Origin of the sequence: Sphingomonas sp. (genome assembly GCF_048594985.1) — a bacterium.
Taxonomy (GTDB): Bacteria; Pseudomonadota; Alphaproteobacteria; order Sphingomonadales; family Sphingomonadaceae; genus Sphingomonas_I.
In genome coordinates this window covers 1-14424 of record NZ_JBMDXG010000083.1, presented here as the reverse complement: position 1 = coordinate 14424, position 14424 = coordinate 1, and the positions used below count along the sequence as shown (strand labels likewise).

General features: G+C 69.5%; 18 protein-coding genes. 7 read left to right on the top strand and 11 right to left on the bottom strand.

Going from position 1 to position 14424, the window contains the following annotated elements; all coding sequences use genetic code 11:
- Nucleotides 1-100: 100 nt before the first annotated feature.
- The 4 genes from ACOJSF_RS03020 to ACOJSF_RS03005 all read right to left on the bottom strand — a co-directional run bounded on the left by ACOJSF_RS03020 (nucleotide 101) and on the right by ACOJSF_RS03005 (nucleotide 3836).
- A complete protein-coding gene (locus ACOJSF_RS03020; protein ID WP_420140751.1) occupies nucleotides 101-1030 on the bottom strand; it encodes a tyrosine recombinase XerC in 930 nt (309 codons plus the stop codon).
- A complete protein-coding gene (locus tag ACOJSF_RS03015; RefSeq protein WP_420140750.1) occupies nucleotides 1015-1566 on the bottom strand; it encodes a DUF484 family protein in 552 nt (183 codons plus the stop codon). The genes ACOJSF_RS03020 and ACOJSF_RS03015 overlap by 16 nt, the downstream gene beginning before the upstream one ends.
- 183 nt (nucleotides 1567-1749) lie before the next feature.
- Nucleotides 1750-3096 carry a glutathione-disulfide reductase gene (gene gorA / locus ACOJSF_RS03010; RefSeq protein WP_420140749.1) on the bottom strand — a complete coding sequence of 449 codons (1347 nt, stop codon included), beginning with the start codon at nucleotides 3094-3096 and terminating at the stop codon, nucleotides 1750-1752.
- Between the two features lie 83 nt (nucleotides 3097-3179).
- Nucleotides 3180-3836, bottom strand: a complete 657-nt coding sequence (locus ACOJSF_RS03005) for an isochorismatase family cysteine hydrolase (RefSeq protein ID WP_420140748.1) — start codon at nucleotides 3834-3836, stop codon at nucleotides 3180-3182.
- 177 nt (nucleotides 3837-4013) lie between these two features.
- Here ACOJSF_RS03005 and ACOJSF_RS03000 point away from each other — a divergent pair, with 177 nt between their 5' ends.
- Nucleotides 4014-4367, top strand: coding sequence for a hypothetical protein (locus ACOJSF_RS03000; RefSeq protein ID WP_420140747.1), 354 nt, complete (start codon nucleotides 4014-4016; stop codon nucleotides 4365-4367).
- 90 nt (nucleotides 4368-4457) lie between these two features.
- The gene (gene lepB, locus ACOJSF_RS02995; RefSeq protein ID WP_420140746.1) at nucleotides 4458-5312 is read left to right on the top strand and encodes a signal peptidase I; all 855 of its coding nucleotides are present in this window, start codon (nucleotides 4458-4460) and stop codon (nucleotides 5310-5312) included.
- A 27-nt stretch (nucleotides 5313-5339) separates the two neighbouring features.
- Here the strand turns inward: lepB and ACOJSF_RS02990 are convergent, their stop codons facing one another.
- From ACOJSF_RS02990 to ACOJSF_RS02975, 4 genes are read right to left on the bottom strand one after another with little or no spacing between them, the layout of a single operon-like run.
- A complete protein-coding gene (locus ACOJSF_RS02990; RefSeq protein WP_420140745.1) occupies nucleotides 5340-5795 on the bottom strand; it encodes a DUF1178 family protein in 456 nt (151 codons plus the stop codon).
- Complete coding sequence (locus ACOJSF_RS02985) at nucleotides 5792-6622, bottom strand: carbon-nitrogen hydrolase family protein (protein WP_420140744.1); 831 nt, start codon at nucleotides 6620-6622, stop codon at nucleotides 5792-5794. Before ACOJSF_RS02985 ends, ACOJSF_RS02990 begins: the two co-directional genes overlap by 4 nt.
- Entirely contained in the window at nucleotides 6622-6879 is a 258-nt protein-coding gene (gene grxC, locus ACOJSF_RS02980; protein ID WP_420140743.1) for a glutaredoxin 3, read from the bottom strand. The genes ACOJSF_RS02985 and grxC overlap by 1 nt, the downstream gene beginning before the upstream one ends.
- A 43-nt stretch (nucleotides 6880-6922) precedes the next feature.
- Entirely contained in the window at nucleotides 6923-7678 is a 756-nt protein-coding gene (locus ACOJSF_RS02975) for a double zinc ribbon domain-containing protein (protein WP_420140742.1), read from the bottom strand.
- A 44-nt stretch (nucleotides 7679-7722) separates the two neighbouring features.
- On the opposite strand from ACOJSF_RS02975, the gene ACOJSF_RS02970 reads away from it, so the two are divergent.
- Nucleotides 7723-8586, top strand: a complete 864-nt coding sequence (locus ACOJSF_RS02970; protein WP_420140741.1) for a methyltransferase domain-containing protein — start codon at nucleotides 7723-7725, stop codon at nucleotides 8584-8586.
- On the opposite strand, the gene ACOJSF_RS02965 is transcribed toward ACOJSF_RS02970, so the two are convergent.
- Nucleotides 8578-8985 (bottom strand): (deoxy)nucleoside triphosphate pyrophosphohydrolase, encoded by a 408-nt coding sequence (locus ACOJSF_RS02965; protein ID WP_420140740.1) that lies wholly within the window; start codon nucleotides 8983-8985, stop codon nucleotides 8578-8580. The genes ACOJSF_RS02970 and ACOJSF_RS02965 overlap by 9 nt on opposite strands.
- Nucleotides 8986-9063: 78 nt before the next feature.
- On the opposite strand from ACOJSF_RS02965, the gene ACOJSF_RS02960 reads away from it, so the two are divergent.
- The 4 genes from ACOJSF_RS02960 (at nucleotide 9064) to ACOJSF_RS02945 (ending at nucleotide 12500) form a co-directional block, all read left to right on the top strand.
- Nucleotides 9064-9240 (top strand): Flp family type IVb pilin, encoded by a 177-nt coding sequence (locus tag ACOJSF_RS02960; protein ID WP_420140739.1) that lies wholly within the window; start codon nucleotides 9064-9066, stop codon nucleotides 9238-9240.
- A 237-nt stretch (nucleotides 9241-9477) separates the two neighbouring features.
- Nucleotides 9478-10827 (top strand): serine hydrolase, encoded by a 1350-nt coding sequence (locus tag ACOJSF_RS02955; protein WP_420140738.1) that lies wholly within the window; start codon nucleotides 9478-9480, stop codon nucleotides 10825-10827.
- A gap of 178 nt (nucleotides 10828-11005) precedes the next feature.
- Nucleotides 11006-12196, top strand: coding sequence for a chromate efflux transporter (chrA, locus tag ACOJSF_RS02950; RefSeq protein WP_420140737.1), 1191 nt, complete (start codon nucleotides 11006-11008; stop codon nucleotides 12194-12196).
- A gap of 136 nt (nucleotides 12197-12332) precedes the next feature.
- Entirely contained in the window at nucleotides 12333-12500 is a 168-nt protein-coding gene (locus ACOJSF_RS02945; RefSeq protein ID WP_420140736.1) for a Flp family type IVb pilin, read from the top strand.
- 38 nt (nucleotides 12501-12538) lie between these two features.
- Here ACOJSF_RS02945 and ACOJSF_RS02940 read toward each other — a convergent pair whose 3' ends face one another.
- Together ACOJSF_RS02940 and ACOJSF_RS02935 are read right to left on the bottom strand one after the other, a co-directional pair.
- Entirely contained in the window at nucleotides 12539-13489 is a 951-nt protein-coding gene (locus ACOJSF_RS02940; protein WP_420140735.1) for an acetyl-CoA carboxylase carboxyltransferase subunit alpha, read from the bottom strand.
- Between the two features lie 11 nt (nucleotides 13490-13500).
- Nucleotides 13501-14409 (bottom strand): tyrosine recombinase, encoded by a 909-nt coding sequence (locus ACOJSF_RS02935; protein WP_420140752.1) that lies wholly within the window; start codon nucleotides 14407-14409, stop codon nucleotides 13501-13503.
- Nucleotides 14410-14424 lie beyond the last annotated feature (15 nt).

Genomic DNA, 14424 nt, shown 5'->3' with positions numbered 1-14424 from the left:
CCGTCTGTCCGGTCCGCCCCGCGCCCCCACCCGGCCGCCCACCGAGTATGTTGATTGGGCGGCGGGGTGGGGGAGCGGGCCGGAGCGGTATTGCAGGGGATCATGCGCGCGGGTGGGCGTTGCGATAGACGTCGAGCAGGTGCGCGGCATCGACCCCGGTATAGACTTGGGTCGAGGACAGGCTGGCGTGACCGAGCAGTTCCTGCAGCGCACGCAGATCGGCACCGCGCCCGAGCAGATGGGTGGCGAAGCTGTGGCGGAGCGCGTGCGGCGTGGTGCGGTCGCCGAGGCCCAGCCGCGCGCGCGCCGCACGCACCGCGCGGCGGATGATGTCGGGCGACAGCGCGCCGCCCTTCGCCCCCCGGAACAGCGGAAGATCGCGCGCCACGCCCCACGGGCAGGCATCGCAATAGAGCTGGATCGCGTCGCGCACGGGCGCGAGCAGCGGCACGATGCGCGTCTTGGCGCGCTTGCCGGTGACGACGAGCGTGTCGCCAAGCGGCAGCGCCGCGCCGGTGAGCGCCACCGCCTCCCCCACGCGCAGCCCCGCGCCGTAGAGCAGGAGCAGAACCGCGCGATCGCGCAAGCCGATCCAGGGCGCGCCGGACGCCTCCTCCTCCGCATCATCGGCGATGGCGATCGCATCGGCGGGGCTGACGGGGCGCGGCACCCCCTTCTTCACGCGCGGGCCGCGCAGGCGCGGCGGAGCGGCCATCCCCTCCCCCGCCGCGACGAAAGCAAGGAAGCCGCGCATGGCCGATAATTCGCGCGCGGCGGAGGCGTTGGCGAGTCCATCGGCGCGACGATCGGCCAGGAAGGCGCGCAGCTCGGCCGTATCGGTGCGGGCAAGACCGGCGGCGTCGATCGCGCAGGCGCGATGGCGGCCGAGAAAGGCGATCAGGCGGCGCGCGGTGGCGGCGTACGCGCGGATCGTGTGTTCGGACCGGCGCCGGTCGCGGCGCAGATGCGCCTCCCACGCGGCGGAGGATTGGTAGGCCGGATGGGTATCGAGGGTCAGCGCGCGGGCCACTGCTCCAGCATATGCGAAACGCTGCGGCCGAGGAAGCGCAGCAGGCGGGCGCCGTGCAGCCCCTCGGCGGCAGGCGCGCGACGCTGGCCGAGCGCGATCAGGCCGCAGCCCGCGACGCCGTCGAGCCGGATCAGCGCCTCGCTGCGCATCTCCGCCGCCTGCGCGCCGAAGACGGGGTGGCCACGGCCGACGGCGCGCATCGTCACCGGGCGGAGATGATCGGCCATGCGCGCGACCAGCCGGGATTCGACCGCGCGGAAACCGTTCGCGTCGGCGTGAAAGGCGGCGGTGCCGTCGCTCCAGAACAAGGCCGCCTCGTCCACCTTCAGCAGCATCGGCCAGCGGCAGGTGACGACCATGCCGAGCGCCTCCGGCGAGCGGGCGGCCAGCGCGGCGAGTACCGCATCGTGGATCGCGGCGACGGCGCTCGACTGGCCGCGCGCGAAGGCGACCAGATCCTCGTTCATCTCCTCGACCTCGGCCACGCGCTGGCGGAGCGAGTTGAGCGCGCCGCCGTCATATTCGATCGGGTTCATGGCGGCGCGGCCTAGCGCAAACCGGTTAAGGACCGGTTTGTTCGTGCCGGGCACGCAACGACATCCCTAGCACATCGTTGGTGCCGAGCTTGTCGAAGCACGGGTTCGCCCGGGCCAAGTCCGCGTGAGGAAGAACAGCACTTCGACAAGCTCCGTGCGAACGGGAAGCCGAATGTCGATCGGTCAGCGCATCAGGACGAGTTCTTCGGCCATCGACGGATGCAGGGCGACGGTATCGTCGAATGCCTGCTTGGTCAGACCCGCCTTCACCGCGACCGCCGCCGCCTGAAGGATTTCGGGCGCTTCGGGGCCGATCATGTGGATGCCGAGCACCACGTCGGTCTCGGGGTGGACCACCATCTTGTACAAAGCGCGCTCGTTGCGCCCGGCGAGCACGTTCTTCATCGCGCGGAAATCGGAGGTGAAGACCTTCACCGAGCCGAGCCGCTCGCGCGCCTGCGATTCGGTGAGGCCGACGCCCGCCATGGGCGGATGACTGAACACCGCCGCCGGCACGTTATTGTAATCGACCCGGCGCGGCTTGTTGCCGAACACGGTGTCGGCGAAGGCCTGCCCCTCGCGGATCGCGACGGGCGTGAGTTGGATGCGGTTGGTGACGTCGCCGACGGCGTAGACGCTGTCGCAGGTGGTGCGATTGTCCGCGTCGACCTTGATCGCGCCATTGCCGTCGATCACGACCCCGGCGGTCTCGAGCCCCAGCCCCTCGGTCAGCGGCTTGCGGCCCGTGGCGAACAGCAGCATGTCCGCCTCGATCGGATCGTCGCCAGCGGTGCGGATGACGAGCGTGCCGTCGTCGCGCTTCTCCACGCTTTCGAAGGTGCAGTTGAAGCGGAAATCGATGCCCTTCGACATCGAGATCTGGAGCAGGCGGTCGCGGATCTGCGCATCGTACCCGCGCAGGATCGTGTCGCCGCGATTGACCACGGTCACGCGGCAGCCGAATTCGTGGAAGATGCCGGCGAATTCGTTGGCGATATAGCCGCCGCCCGCGATCACGACGCGCTTCGGCAGGGCCGGCAGGCCGAACACCTCGTTCGACGTGATGCCATGTTCGCTGCCCGGAAAAGTCGGAACCATCGGCGTCGCGCCGGTGGCGATCAGGATATGTTTCGCGGTGACGGTGCGCCCGCCTGACAGCGCGACGCTGTGCGGGCCGGTGACGGTCGCGCGCTCGCGGATCACCTCGACCTTGTTGTTCTCGAGCGTCTGGCCGTAGACGGTCTCGATCCGGTCGACCTCGGCCATGACGTGATCGCGCAAAGTCGCCCAGTCGAACGCGCATTCGGGCACCTGCCAGCCGAAGCGGCGGGCATCGGCGAGGTCTTCGGCGAAATGCGCGCCGTAGACGAGCAGTTTCTTGGGAACGCAGCCCCGGATCACGCAGGTGCCGCCGACGCGATATTCCTCCGCCACGGCGACCTTCGCGCCATATGCCGCGGACACGCGCGAGGCGCGGACGCCGCCTGAACCCGCGCCGATCACGAACAGATCATAGTCGAAATCGGCCATCGGAACTCCAGCGGGATCGGAAAAGGGATCGGAAGGGCGCGATGTAGGGTGCGCGGAGGGGCGCGGCAAACCGGAAAGCTCGGTCAGTCTGATCGTTTGCGCGCCGCGCGCATGGACGCCCAGCGCGCAAGCGAGAGCTTTGCCGTGGGGCGAATTTCGGCCTTCATGCTCTGGTGCATGATTTCGAGCGCCCAGTCGTGCCGCTCCTGCGTCTCGGCCGCGACCGCGTCGGCGGGCACCCACAGGCGATAATCGCGCATATGCGCGTCGGCGGCGGTGAACAGCACGCAGATGTCGGCGGCGATGCCGGTGATGACCAGCCGATCGACCCCCAGCTTGGGCAGCAGCACGGGAAGGTTGGTTGCGTAGAAGCCCGAAAATTGCGGCTTGATGATGAAATAATCCCGGTCGCGCGGGAGCAGCCTGGCCCCCAGATCGCGGCCGCCGGGGCTCGACAAAGCATGCTCGATCAGGCGCGAACGTTCGGAGTGCCATTCGCCAAAATTGTCGTTGACGTAGATGACGGGCAGATCGCGGGCGTCGGCCGCGTCGCGCAAGGCGAGAATCGCCTCGGCAGCGGCGGCGGTCTGCTCGCGCATCGTCTCCGCACCCTCGAAATCGAACTCGCTCACCATGTCGAGGATCAGCAGCGCGGTGCCGCCGCGCGGGGCATCGCGGAAGGGCGCGCTGGCGACGCGCGTCGTGCGGCTGGTGCCTTTCTTGTCGGTGCGTGCGGCCATGCCGGTCCAACCCCGCCAAAAGCTTATGTTTCCAACGGAATCTGAACAGGCGGGGCGGCCAATGGCTGCAAAGCGCCTTCCCCCCGGTCAGCGACCGGATATCCTTCACTTTCCCATTGGCAGTCGGCGCGCGCATCGGCAGGATCGATCGTCGAGGTGCTGGCGTGGTGATCGCCATTGGAGGGCGCGGTGTCGGAGAAGCGAGATCCGAAGAAGAGCGAAGCCATCGAAATTCGGCTTTCGCATGTAGCCAAATCTGCGTTCATGGATCGCTGCCGCGAGGATGGGATCTCCGCCAGCCAGGCGATCAGAACGATGATCGACGCCAGGATCGCCGACCATCAGAACGCCGGGCGTGGCCGCAGCGCTGGATGGCGCACCATTGCGGCGGTCGCGGCGGGCATGGTGTTCGGAGCGGGAGCGGCCGCGCCGGCCCTGGCTTATGCGAACCAGACCAGCCATGCGGCCTTCGATCGGCTCGACCGCAACCATGACGGCGTGCTCAGCTACGCCGAGTTTCGCGCGCGCTAAGGCACGACAGCGCCTGTCCGGACAGCATTTTTGCGCTGTCCGGACACGACTTCGCTGGCGTCGGGGCCCGGCCGCCCTTTCTCTGGCGGCATGAAACACCGCCCCGTCACCTCGACCCGCCGTCGATGGCTCAAGGAGGCGCGCGACCTCGCGGGACTCGCGCTTCTTGCCGCAGCCTTTCAGAGCTTCGTCGCCAAGCCCTTCTACATCCCATCGGAATCCATGATGCCGACATTGCTGGTCGGCGACCGGCTGGTGGCGAGCAAATGGGCTTACGGCTGGTCGTACATATCGCCGGTCCTGCATCCGCTTCCGTTCGTGCACGGCCGCCTGTTCGGACGGCTGCCCGACCGCGGCGACATCGTCATCGTAACGCCGCCGGACAGGGCGCGACGTGGCGAGGATCTGATCAAAAGGGTGATCGGCCTGCCGGGAGATCGCGTCGAGATGATTGCGGGTCGCCTCTTGCTGAACGGGCGGCCCGTCATGACGCGGGACAAAGGCTATCGTCTGATGCCGGTAGACGGGAATTTCCGCTGCGACGCGAATGATCCCGAACCAGAGCGGGCATTTCCGGCCTTTGCAGCGGCACGGATCAGAGGCCCTGACGGGCGCGCTTATTGCCGCCTCCACATCGTTAGCGAGACGCTGCCGGGGGGACGCTCCTACGACACGATCGACTTTGGCCGCAGCGGCGCAGACGACTTCCCGCGCTACATCGTGCCTGCTGGTCACCTATTCCTGATGGGCGACAATCGGGACATGAGCGCCGACAGCCGAGTGCCCACGTGGTTCAACGGGCTGGGCGGCGCCGTGCCGGTCGAGAATATCGGCGGGCGGGCCGAGATCGTCACCTTCTCCCTCAACGGGAACGCCACATGGAACCCCCTGACCTGGCTCTCCATGTTTCGGAGCGGCCGTGCGGGCACGTCGCTGCGATCCTGATGCGTCAGGGAGCGCGCGACCTACGCCCTAATGCGTCGTGCCCGGAGGGACGATGGGCAGCGGGAGCGGCATGACGGGGACGCCGTCCTCCACCAATGCCTTGGCTTCCTCGACCGTGGCCTGGCCGTGGATGCGGCGTTCGTCGGCGTCGCCCTCGTGCATCGCGCGCGCCTCGTCGGCGAAGCGGCGGCCGACATCCTCCGATCCTTCGAGCGCCTTGGCCTGCGCGCGGGCGAGCGCGGCGAGCATCGCCTTCATCTCGGCAGGCGCGGGCGGGCCGCCGCGCATCGGCACGGGGCGGTCGTCGCGGCTATTGCCCTTGGGCGCGACGGCGGGGGCCATCACCGCCTTACTCACTTCCCCCGCGCCGCACACCGGGCAGGTGAGGAGACCGCGCTCGCGCTGATCCTCGAAATCGGCGCTCGATCCGAACCACGCCTCGAACACATGCCCCGCCGGGCAGGCGATGTCGTAGACGATCATGCCGTCCCCCCGATCGCGCCGATCGCGCGGCGGTGGCGGAGCGCGGGGATGCGCGCGCGGGTCTGATCGACGCGCGCGGGATCGAGATCGACCAACGCCACGCCGGGCGCCGCGCCCATGTCCAGCAGCACCTCACCCCACGGATCGACCGCGAGCGAGTGGCCGTAAGTGGTCCGCCCGTCGGCATGATGCCCCGCCTGCGCGGCGGCGAGCACGAACGCCCCCGCCTCGATCGCACGGGCGCGGAGCAGGACATGCCAGTGCGCCCGCCCGGTGGGCACGGTGAAGGCGGCGGGGACGGCAAGCATCGTCGCACCCGCATCGCTCAGCGCGCGAAAGAGGTCGGGGAAGCGCAGATCGTAACAGATTGACAGGCCGAGACGGCCCCATGGCGTATCGACCAGAACCGGGCCGGCGCCGGGGCGATAGGCGGCGGATTCGCGCCAGCTCTCGCCGCCGGGCAGATCCACATCGAACAGGTGCATCTTGTCATAGCGGGCACGGATCGCGCCGCTGTCGTCGATGACGAAGGCGCGGTTGACGTAGGGGACGCCCTCCCCCTCCGCCCGCAGCGCGAGCGAGCCGAGATGGACCCACAGGCCGTGCTTGGCCGCCGCCTCGCGCACCGCCGCCAGCGCGACGTCGTCACTCTCGCGCACGATCGTGCCGGCGGCGCGCGCCCGATCGCGATCGAGCAGCGCGCTCATTTCGGGCGTGAACAGCATGTCGGCGCCCTCGCCCGCCGCGCGCTCGACCGCCTCCACCAGCGCGCGTGCGCCGAGCAGCGGATCGATGCCGGTCGTCGACTGGAAGAGCGCCGCGCGCATCAGCCGGCGAGCAGCGGGTCGAGCTTGCCCGCGCGTTCCAGCGCGACCAGATCGTCCGAACCGCCGACGTGGGTTTCGCCGATGAAGATCTGCGGCACCGTGCTGCGGCCATTGGCGCGGGCCAGCATCTCGGCGCGCTTCGGCCCGCCCATCGTGATGTCATATTCCTCGAACGCGACGCCCTTGTCGGTCAGCAGGCGCTTGGCGCGCGTGCAATAGGGGCAGAGCATCTTCGTGTAGATTTCGACCTGGGGCATGCATGTGTCCTTTCCGCCGATCTGTGGATGTCGGGCGCGCCTGTCAACGCGCCGGATCGCCATCGCGCACCACGCGCGCCCAGCAGAGCACCGTAATCTCGGCCGCGCCCGCCGCGCGCAGCACGCGCGCGCAGGCCCGCACCGTCGCGCCGGTGGTGTAGACATCGTCGACCAGCACGACGCGCGCGCCGCGCACCCGTGCTGCCCAAACCGGATTGAGCGCGAACGCCCCCGCCACCGTCCGCGCGCGCGCCGACGGCCCCATGCCGCGCAACGCAGCGGTGGCGCGGCGGCGGACGAGCAGGTCGAGCGCGAGGTCCCCACTGGGCGTGACGGCGCGCGCGATCAGCGCCGACTGGTTGTAGCCGCGCCACCACAAGCGGCAGCGGTGGAGCGGCACGGGCACGACCAGCGCGTCCGCCAGCATGTCGCCCGCCGCGCGCCGGAGCGGCCCCGCCATCGTCGCGGCGATCCCCGGCCGGCGACCATATTTGAGCTTGAGCGCAAGCGCCCGCGCGATCAGGCCATAAGCGACGGCGGCGCGAAGCCGGTCGAACGGCGGCGGATCGGCGAGGCAGGCGCCGCAGCGCGCGTCGTCGTACAGCGCCAGTTCGAGAGGGGCGGCGCACACCGCGCAGGCGGGCCCGCGCAGGAAATCGAGCGACTGCCAGCAGGCGAGGCAGAAGCTGTGATCCGCCGCGACCACCACACCGCAGCCAGGGCAGCGCGGCGGCAGCGCGAAATCGACGACGGCGCGTACAAGCGCATGGAGCGATCGCGGCAGGGCGAGGCGCGGCATGCCCGCTTGTCCCCCGGCGACGGAGCGGGCACAAGCCCGCCGCCGTGGACGTTCCCCAGATCTTCGATCCCGCGCTGCGCCGCCTGCGCCGCGACCGCGCCGCCCCGCTTTACGGCGACCATGCCTTCCTGCGCGAGACGATGGTCGAGGGGCTCCTCGAACGGCTCGACTTCGTGACGCGGCCGTTCAAGGACGCGCTCGACCTCGGCTGCGCGGACGGGAGCCTCACGCGCGCGCTGCAGGCGCGGGGCATGACCGTGACCGCGACCGATTCGGGCGCGCGCTTCGCCGAGGCGGCGGGCGGGATCGTCGCGGACGAGGACCACCTGCCCTTCGCGCCCGAAAGTTTCGACCTGATCGTGTCGGCGGGCGCACTCGATACGGTCAACGACCTGCCCGGCGCGCTGGTCCAGTGCCGCCGCGCGCTCCGCCCCGACGGACTGTTCCTCGCCGCCTTCACGGGTGCCGGCAGCCTCGCCAAGCTGCGCCGCGCGCTGATCGCGGCCGACAGCGCGATGGGTGACGCGGTGCCGCAGCGCATCCATCCGTTGATCGACGTGCGCGCGGCGGGCGACCTGCTGGGACGAACCGGGTTCGTGCTGACGGTGGCGGACAGCGAGCCGCTCGACGTGGGTTACAGCGACGTGTTCCGCCTGATGACCGACCTGCGGGGGATGGCGGCGGCCAACCTGCTTGCCGGTCAGCGCCCGCCCTGGCTGGGGCGCGCGCGGCTCGCGGCGCTCGGCGAGGCGTTCGCGGCGCAGGCGGACGAGGACGGGCGCGTGCGCGAGCGATTCGAAACGGTGTTCATGACCGGCTGGGCGCCCTCGCCCGACCAGCCCAAGCCCGCGCGGCGCGGATCGGCTACCGCCTCGCTCGCCGCCGCGCTGAAGGGGCGATCAGAGTAAGGCGTCGAGCAGGCCGATCAGCGGCCGGTCCGGTTTCGGCATGGCGAGGCCGTAAAGCTCGGCCACGCGCACCCAGCGCAGCGCCCCGCCCTCCAGCGGCCGGGGCACGCCACGCCACTTGCGGCAGACGTAGAGCAAGAGGACGAGGTGGCGGTCGCTATGATCGGACGGCTCGCTGGCGAAGGTCGCGGGCGCGAGGCACGCCGCCTCGGTATCGATGCCCAGTTCCTCCTGGAGCTCGCGGATCAGCGCCTGTTCGGGCGTTTCTCCGGCCTCGATCTTACCGCCGGGAAATTCCCACAGGCCGGCGGCGGGCTTCCCCTCGGGCCGCTGCTGGACGAGCACGCGCCCATCGGCATCGATCAGGGCGACGGCGGCGACATGGAGGAGGGCGGCCATAAGCGCTTTCTTTACGGGGCGGGGACTAACGGAGCGGCGACGGACGCCGGGCGCGTCCCTTTCGGGGGGGAATTGGAGATGTTCGGGTGGATCGGCAAGCTCGCGCGTAACGCGCGCGGCGCGACCGCGATGGAATATGGGCTGGTCGTGGCGTTGATCGCGATCGGCCTGACGGCGGGCGTCTCGACGCTGGGCGCGCGCGCCGACGCCCTCTGGCACGGCGCGAGCACGCGCGTCGCGGGCGCGATCGGCTAGGACAAGCACCGCGGCTGTCCGCCAAGGCCATTCCACGAGCCGGCAAGGTCGACGCCGCGTCGTGCTTCGAATATCGGCCACGGAGATCGGGCGGCGGGGGCATTGATGCGGGCGTCTTTCATCGGGTGCGCAGCGATCGCGATCGTCCGCGGCGCGGCAGTCGGCGGCCCCGCGCTGGCGCAAAACGGGGTTCCGTCCGACGCCACGGCGCCCGCCGGGCAAGCCCGGCAGGAGCGAATGGACGCCTATCTGAAGGCGGCGGTCGCGCATGATCAGTTTACCGGCGTGGCGCTGGTCGCGCGTGACGGGGTGCCGGTGTTCCATGCCGCTTATGGCATGGCGAGCCGCGAGCTGGCGGTGCCCAATACGCAACAAACCGTGTTCCACATCGCTTCGATCACGAAGCAGTTCACGGCGATGGCAATCCTGCAACTGCGCGAGCGTGGCAAGCTGAAGGTCGAGGATTCGATCTGTACCTATCTCGCCGATTGTCCGCCCGCGTGGCGGACGATCACGATCCGCAACCTGCTGACCCACAGTTCGGGCGTTCCCAACGTGTCGAGCCTGCCCGATTGGGACGAGGCGCTCAGCCTCAAGCAGGGCCGCCGGGCGGAGTTCGTCGACCTGTTCCGCACCCTGCCGCTGGAGTTCGCGCCGGGCGAGAAATATGCTTACTCCAACTCGGGCTATTTCCTGCTCGGGCTGATCGTCGAGCGGGCGTCGGGCATGGCGTTCGACCGCTACCTGACCGCGCAGATCTTCGCGCCACTCGGCATGAACCAAAGCGGCTATGACGACAATCGCGCGGTCATTCCCGGTGCGGCGACGGGCTATTATTCGCGCGGCACCACCTTCATCACCGCGACCTATATCGATCCGTCGACGCGCCTTGGCGACACCGGAATCGTGTCGACGACGGGCGACCTGCTGAAATGGGATCAGGCGCTTTACGGCGACAAACTGGTCTCCCGCCGTTCGCTGGACGAGATGTTCACGCCCTATCGGGGCGGCTACGGCTACGGATGGGAGGTCGGCAGCCGGTTCGGGCGCCGGACAATGGCCCATTCGGGCAGCGACGGCGGCTTCTCGTCCTACATCCTGCGCTTTCCCGACGAGCGGACGACCGTCATCATCCTGGGCAATGGCGACCGGATGTCGGCCGCGAAGGCGGCGATCAACCTGGCCGCGATCCAGTTCGGCGCGCCTTACAAGCTCCCCGCGCCGCAGCTTCGCGACGCGCTATGGGACGTGGTGATGCGAAATGGCGTCGTGCCGGCGATGGCGCGCTTCGACCGGGCCCGGGAACAGGCGGCAACCGATGCGACCGGGGATATGCTGCTGGAGGTCGGCTACGACCTGATCGACGCGCGTCGGCTGGAGGAGGCGGATGCGATCTTCCGGGCCGCTCTGCAGCGCTTTCCCGACCTGACCTATGCGCTGGACGGGCTAGCCGACAGCGCGGCCGCACGGGGCGATCGGGCAGCCGCGATCGGCTTCTTCGAACAATCGCTGAAGCGCGATCCCGCCAACGATTACGCGATCAAGGGTCTGGCGAAGTTGCGCGGGGCGGGCAAAGCCGCATCCTGAGAGCGCCCGCACGTCGTCGGCGTACCGGCTGACAGCGAGGATCGGGCAAAGGCCGCCGTTGACGCGGCTGGTCCGATCCAGTCATAAAGGCGGCACGGGCCGATGCGGACGCCCGTTCAGACGGGATGCTCGTCCAAGTCCGCTCCATGCGCCGCGCCCGCGGCGGAAGGAGCGTCATATGGCTTATTCGAGCGACACGGCCCAACCACCTGCCATCAGCCTCGCCGCGCTGTTCGTCAAATTCCTCGGCTTCGGTGCGCTCGCCTTCGGTGGCCCCGTCGCGCAGATCGCCATGCTGCGCGAATCGCTGGTCGAGAAGGAACAGTGGATTTCGGGCGGCCGTTTCAATCGCCTGCTCGCGGTGATGCAGGTGCTTCCCGGGCCGGAAGCGCATGAACTCTGCGTCCACCTGGGGATGATCGCGCGGGGGCGACTCGGCGGAGTGCTCGCAGGGCTGGGGTTCATGCTGCCGGGCCTCGTGCTGATGCTCGCGGCCGGCTGGGCGTATGCGAAATGGATCGCGGGCGCGGCGGGGCTGACGGCCGTCCTGCTGGGCGTGCAGGTCGCGGTGCTCGCGATCATCGCGCGCGCCGTTATCCGGATCGGGCAGCATGTCATCGAAGATCGATGGCTGCTCGCCATCGCCGCTTGCTCGGGCATCGCGACATTGCTTGGCGTGCCTTTCTGGATACCGCTTGCGGCATCGGGAGCGGCCTATGCGCTCGGGCATCGGCCAGCGGCGGCGGTCGGGATCGTCTGCGCCGCCGTGCTAGCCGCCGTAGCGTCCCGTTGGGCCATGGAGCCGAGTCTCGCGGTCCCGACCGCCTCCCACGCGACGATCGCGGCGCTCTTCATCGCGGGTCTCAAGGGAGGGCTGCTGACGTTCGGGGGCGCCTATACGGCGATCCCCTACGTTCGCGCCGACACGGTCGGGCGGGGGTGGATCAGCGATGCGACATTCCTCGACGGGATCGCGCTCGCCGGCGTTCTGCCCGCGCCCCTGGTGATTTTCGCCACATTCGCCGGATATCTCGCGGACGGCATGGGCGGCGCGCTGGCGATCACCGCCGGCATGTTCCTGCCCGCGTTCGCCTTTTCGCTGATCCTGTTCGAGCGGCTTGAGGCGATCGTGGAGAATCCATCGCTCCACCGGTTGCTGGCGGGGGTAGCCGCGGCCGTCGTCGGCATCATCGGCGCGACGTTCGCCGAGCTTGCCGCCAAGACAGCAGTGCGCCTGCCGGCCGCGTCGCTCGCGGTCGCCCTCCTAGTCTTCGCCGCCACGCTGTTCGCCGCATGGCGGCTCAAGGGCGTCTGGGTGACCCCGACAATCGTGATTGGCGGAGCGCTGGCCGGCTGGTTGGCGCTGTGACGCGCGCGAGGCCCGCACCGCTCGACGCCGTGATTAAGCCTTCCGAAACCGATTGCAGCTATTGGCGGCGACAGCTGGTCCGATCATCCGTGCCGGCTGGAAGATCGGAAATCGAGTTCGTCCTGGGAGCTTAAGCATGCAGATTCTGCGCAACCTCATCAAGAACAGCAAGGGTGCGACGGCCATCGAATATGGCCTGATCGCCGCCCTGATCGCGGTCGCCGCCGTCGGCGCGATGACCACCATCGGCGACAACCTCAACACCGTCTTCACGAACGTCGGCGACAGCCTGAAGATTTCGTAAGACGGCCGTAGGCCCCTGCCGTCCAATGGCGGCGGGGGCTATTCGCCGATCGTCATGAATTTGGTGCGGCGTTGATCGACCAGTGCCTGCGGCGTTTCGGCCGCGAGCGCCGCCAGCTCCTCCGCGATCGCCGCGCCCAGCGAGGCGATCGCCGCCGCCGGGTCGCGCTGGGCGCCGCCCATCGGCTCGGCGACGATGCGGTCGACCACGCCCATCTTCTGCAGGTCGGCCGCCGTCACCTTCATCGCCTCGGCCGCGTCGGCGGCCTTGTCGGCGGTCCGCCACAGGATCGACGAGGCGCCCTCGGGCGAGATCACCGAATAGATGGCGTGTTCGAACATCAGCACGCGGTTCGCCGCCGCCAATGCGACCGCGCCGCCCGAACCGCCCTCTCCCACCACCGCCGCCACGATCGGCACGGTCAGCGCGAGGCATTGCTCGGTCGAGCGCGCGATCGCCTCGGCCTGGCCGCGCTCCTCCGCCTGCACACCGGGAAAGGCGCCGGCGGTGTCGACCAGCGTCACGACCGGCAGGCCGAACCGCTCGGCCAGGCGCATCAGGCGGATCGCCTTGCGATAGCCCTCGGGCTTGGCCATCCCGAAATTATGGCGGATGCGGCTGGCGGTGTCGTCGCCCTTCTCATGCCCGATCACAACCACGCGGCGGCCGGCGATGCGGCCGAGGCCACCGATGATGGCCTGATCATCGGCGAAGGCGCGATCGCCCGCGAGCGGCAGGAAATCGTCAACGAAGCCGGCGATGTAATGCTTGAGGTGCGGGCGTTCGGGATGGCGCGCGACCTGCGTCTTCTGCCACGGTGTCAGCTTCGCGTACGTCTCGCGCAGCAGCCGTTCCGACTTGCCCTGAAGCTTCGCGACCTCCGCCTCGATGTCGAGCGCGCCGTCATTGGCGCTGGCCGTGTCGCGCAGTTCGACGATCCGCGCTTCGAGCTCCGCGATCGGCTTTTCGAATTCGAGGTAAGCAACCATGGCGGCGGGCGTTACTTTTTGGGGGGGGCAGCGTCAACGAGCGGGTGCTTTTCGTTGACGAGCTGAACCAGCCGGCGGCTGTCGACATGCGTGTAGATCTGCGTCGTCGCGATGTCGGCATGACCCAGCATCGTCTGGAGCGCGCGCAGATCCGCGCCCCCCTCCAGCAGATGCGTGGCGAAGGCGTGGCGCAGCACGTGCGGGCTGACACGGTCGGGCGGAATGCCCGCTTCGCCCGCAATCTCGCGCACGAGCTGGAACAGGCGCACGCGGCTGAGATGCGCCTTGCCCGACGGAAACAGGAAGGCCGTATCTTCGGACAGGGTCGCGGCGTACGCACGAACGGCGGCGCGCGCGCGATCCGACAGCGGCACGAGCCGCTCGCGCCCGCCCTTGCCGCGCAGGATCAGGTAGGGCTGGTCGCGGCGGACGAGATTGCGCGGCAGCGAGACCAGCTCGCTCGCACGCAGCCCCGAACCGTAGAGCAGTTCGAACAGAGCCGCGTTGCGCAGATTTGCCGGCGACGGATCGGCATCGATCCGTTCGGCCAAGACCGTGAACAGGCGGGTGACATCGTCATGGGTCAGCACCTTGGGCAGCGAACGCGCCGCGCCGGGCCGGGGCAGCGCGTCGGACGGATCGTCGGCGCGCATCCCCTCCTCCACCAGGAAGGCGAAGAAGCGGCGCAGCGCCGACGCCTTCCGCGCGACGGTGGCGCGGGCGAGCGAAGCCCAGCCATCGGCGACGCGGCGGAGATCGTCGGGCGTCGCATCGCCGAGTCGGCCGGCGGCGGCACGCGAGGCATCCCGCAGGTCGCGACCGTAAGCGAGCAAGGTATTGCGCGCCGCCCCCGCCTCCGCCGCCAGCATTTCCAGAAACCTGTCGATCAGCGCCGAATCCTGCCCGGCCGACACGGTCACGAGCGGGTCAGCGCC

Excerpts from the sequence above, each read along its gene's own strand:
- ACOJSF_RS03015 (WP_420140750.1), bottom strand. The coding sequence starts at position 1,566 with ATGAACCCGATCGAATATGACGGCGGCGCGCTCAACTCGCTCCGCCAG.
- gorA (WP_420140749.1), bottom strand. The coding sequence starts at position 3,096 with ATGGCCGATTTCGACTATGATCTGTTCGTGATCGGCGCGGGTTCAGGC.
- ACOJSF_RS03005 (WP_420140748.1), bottom strand. The coding sequence starts at position 3,836 with ATGGCCGCACGCACCGACAAGAAAGGCACCAGCCGCACGACGCGCGTC.
- lepB (WP_420140746.1), top strand. The coding sequence starts at position 4,458 with ATGAAACACCGCCCCGTCACCTCGACCCGCCGTCGATGGCTCAAGGAG.
- ACOJSF_RS02990 (WP_420140745.1), bottom strand. The coding sequence starts at position 5,795 with ATGATCGTCTACGACATCGCCTGCCCGGCGGGGCATGTGTTCGAGGCG.
- ACOJSF_RS02985 (WP_420140744.1), bottom strand. The coding sequence starts at position 6,622 with ATGCGCGCGGCGCTCTTCCAGTCGACGACCGGCATCGATCCGCTGCTC.
- grxC (WP_420140743.1), bottom strand. The coding sequence starts at position 6,879 with ATGCCCCAGGTCGAAATCTACACGAAGATGCTCTGCCCCTATTGCACG.
- ACOJSF_RS02975 (WP_420140742.1), bottom strand. The coding sequence starts at position 7,678 with ATGCCGCGCCTCGCCCTGCCGCGATCGCTCCATGCGCTTGTACGCGCC.
- ACOJSF_RS02965 (WP_420140740.1), bottom strand. The coding sequence starts at position 8,985 with ATGGCCGCCCTCCTCCATGTCGCCGCCGTCGCCCTGATCGATGCCGAT.
- ACOJSF_RS02960 (WP_420140739.1), top strand. The coding sequence starts at position 9,064 with ATGTTCGGGTGGATCGGCAAGCTCGCGCGTAACGCGCGCGGCGCGACC.
- ACOJSF_RS02955 (WP_420140738.1), top strand. The coding sequence starts at position 9,478 with ATGGACGCCTATCTGAAGGCGGCGGTCGCGCATGATCAGTTTACCGGC.
- chrA (WP_420140737.1), top strand. The coding sequence starts at position 11,006 with ATGGCTTATTCGAGCGACACGGCCCAACCACCTGCCATCAGCCTCGCC.
- ACOJSF_RS02945 (WP_420140736.1), top strand. The coding sequence starts at position 12,333 with ATGCAGATTCTGCGCAACCTCATCAAGAACAGCAAGGGTGCGACGGCC.
- ACOJSF_RS02940 (WP_420140735.1), bottom strand. The coding sequence starts at position 13,489 with ATGGTTGCTTACCTCGAATTCGAAAAGCCGATCGCGGAGCTCGAAGCG.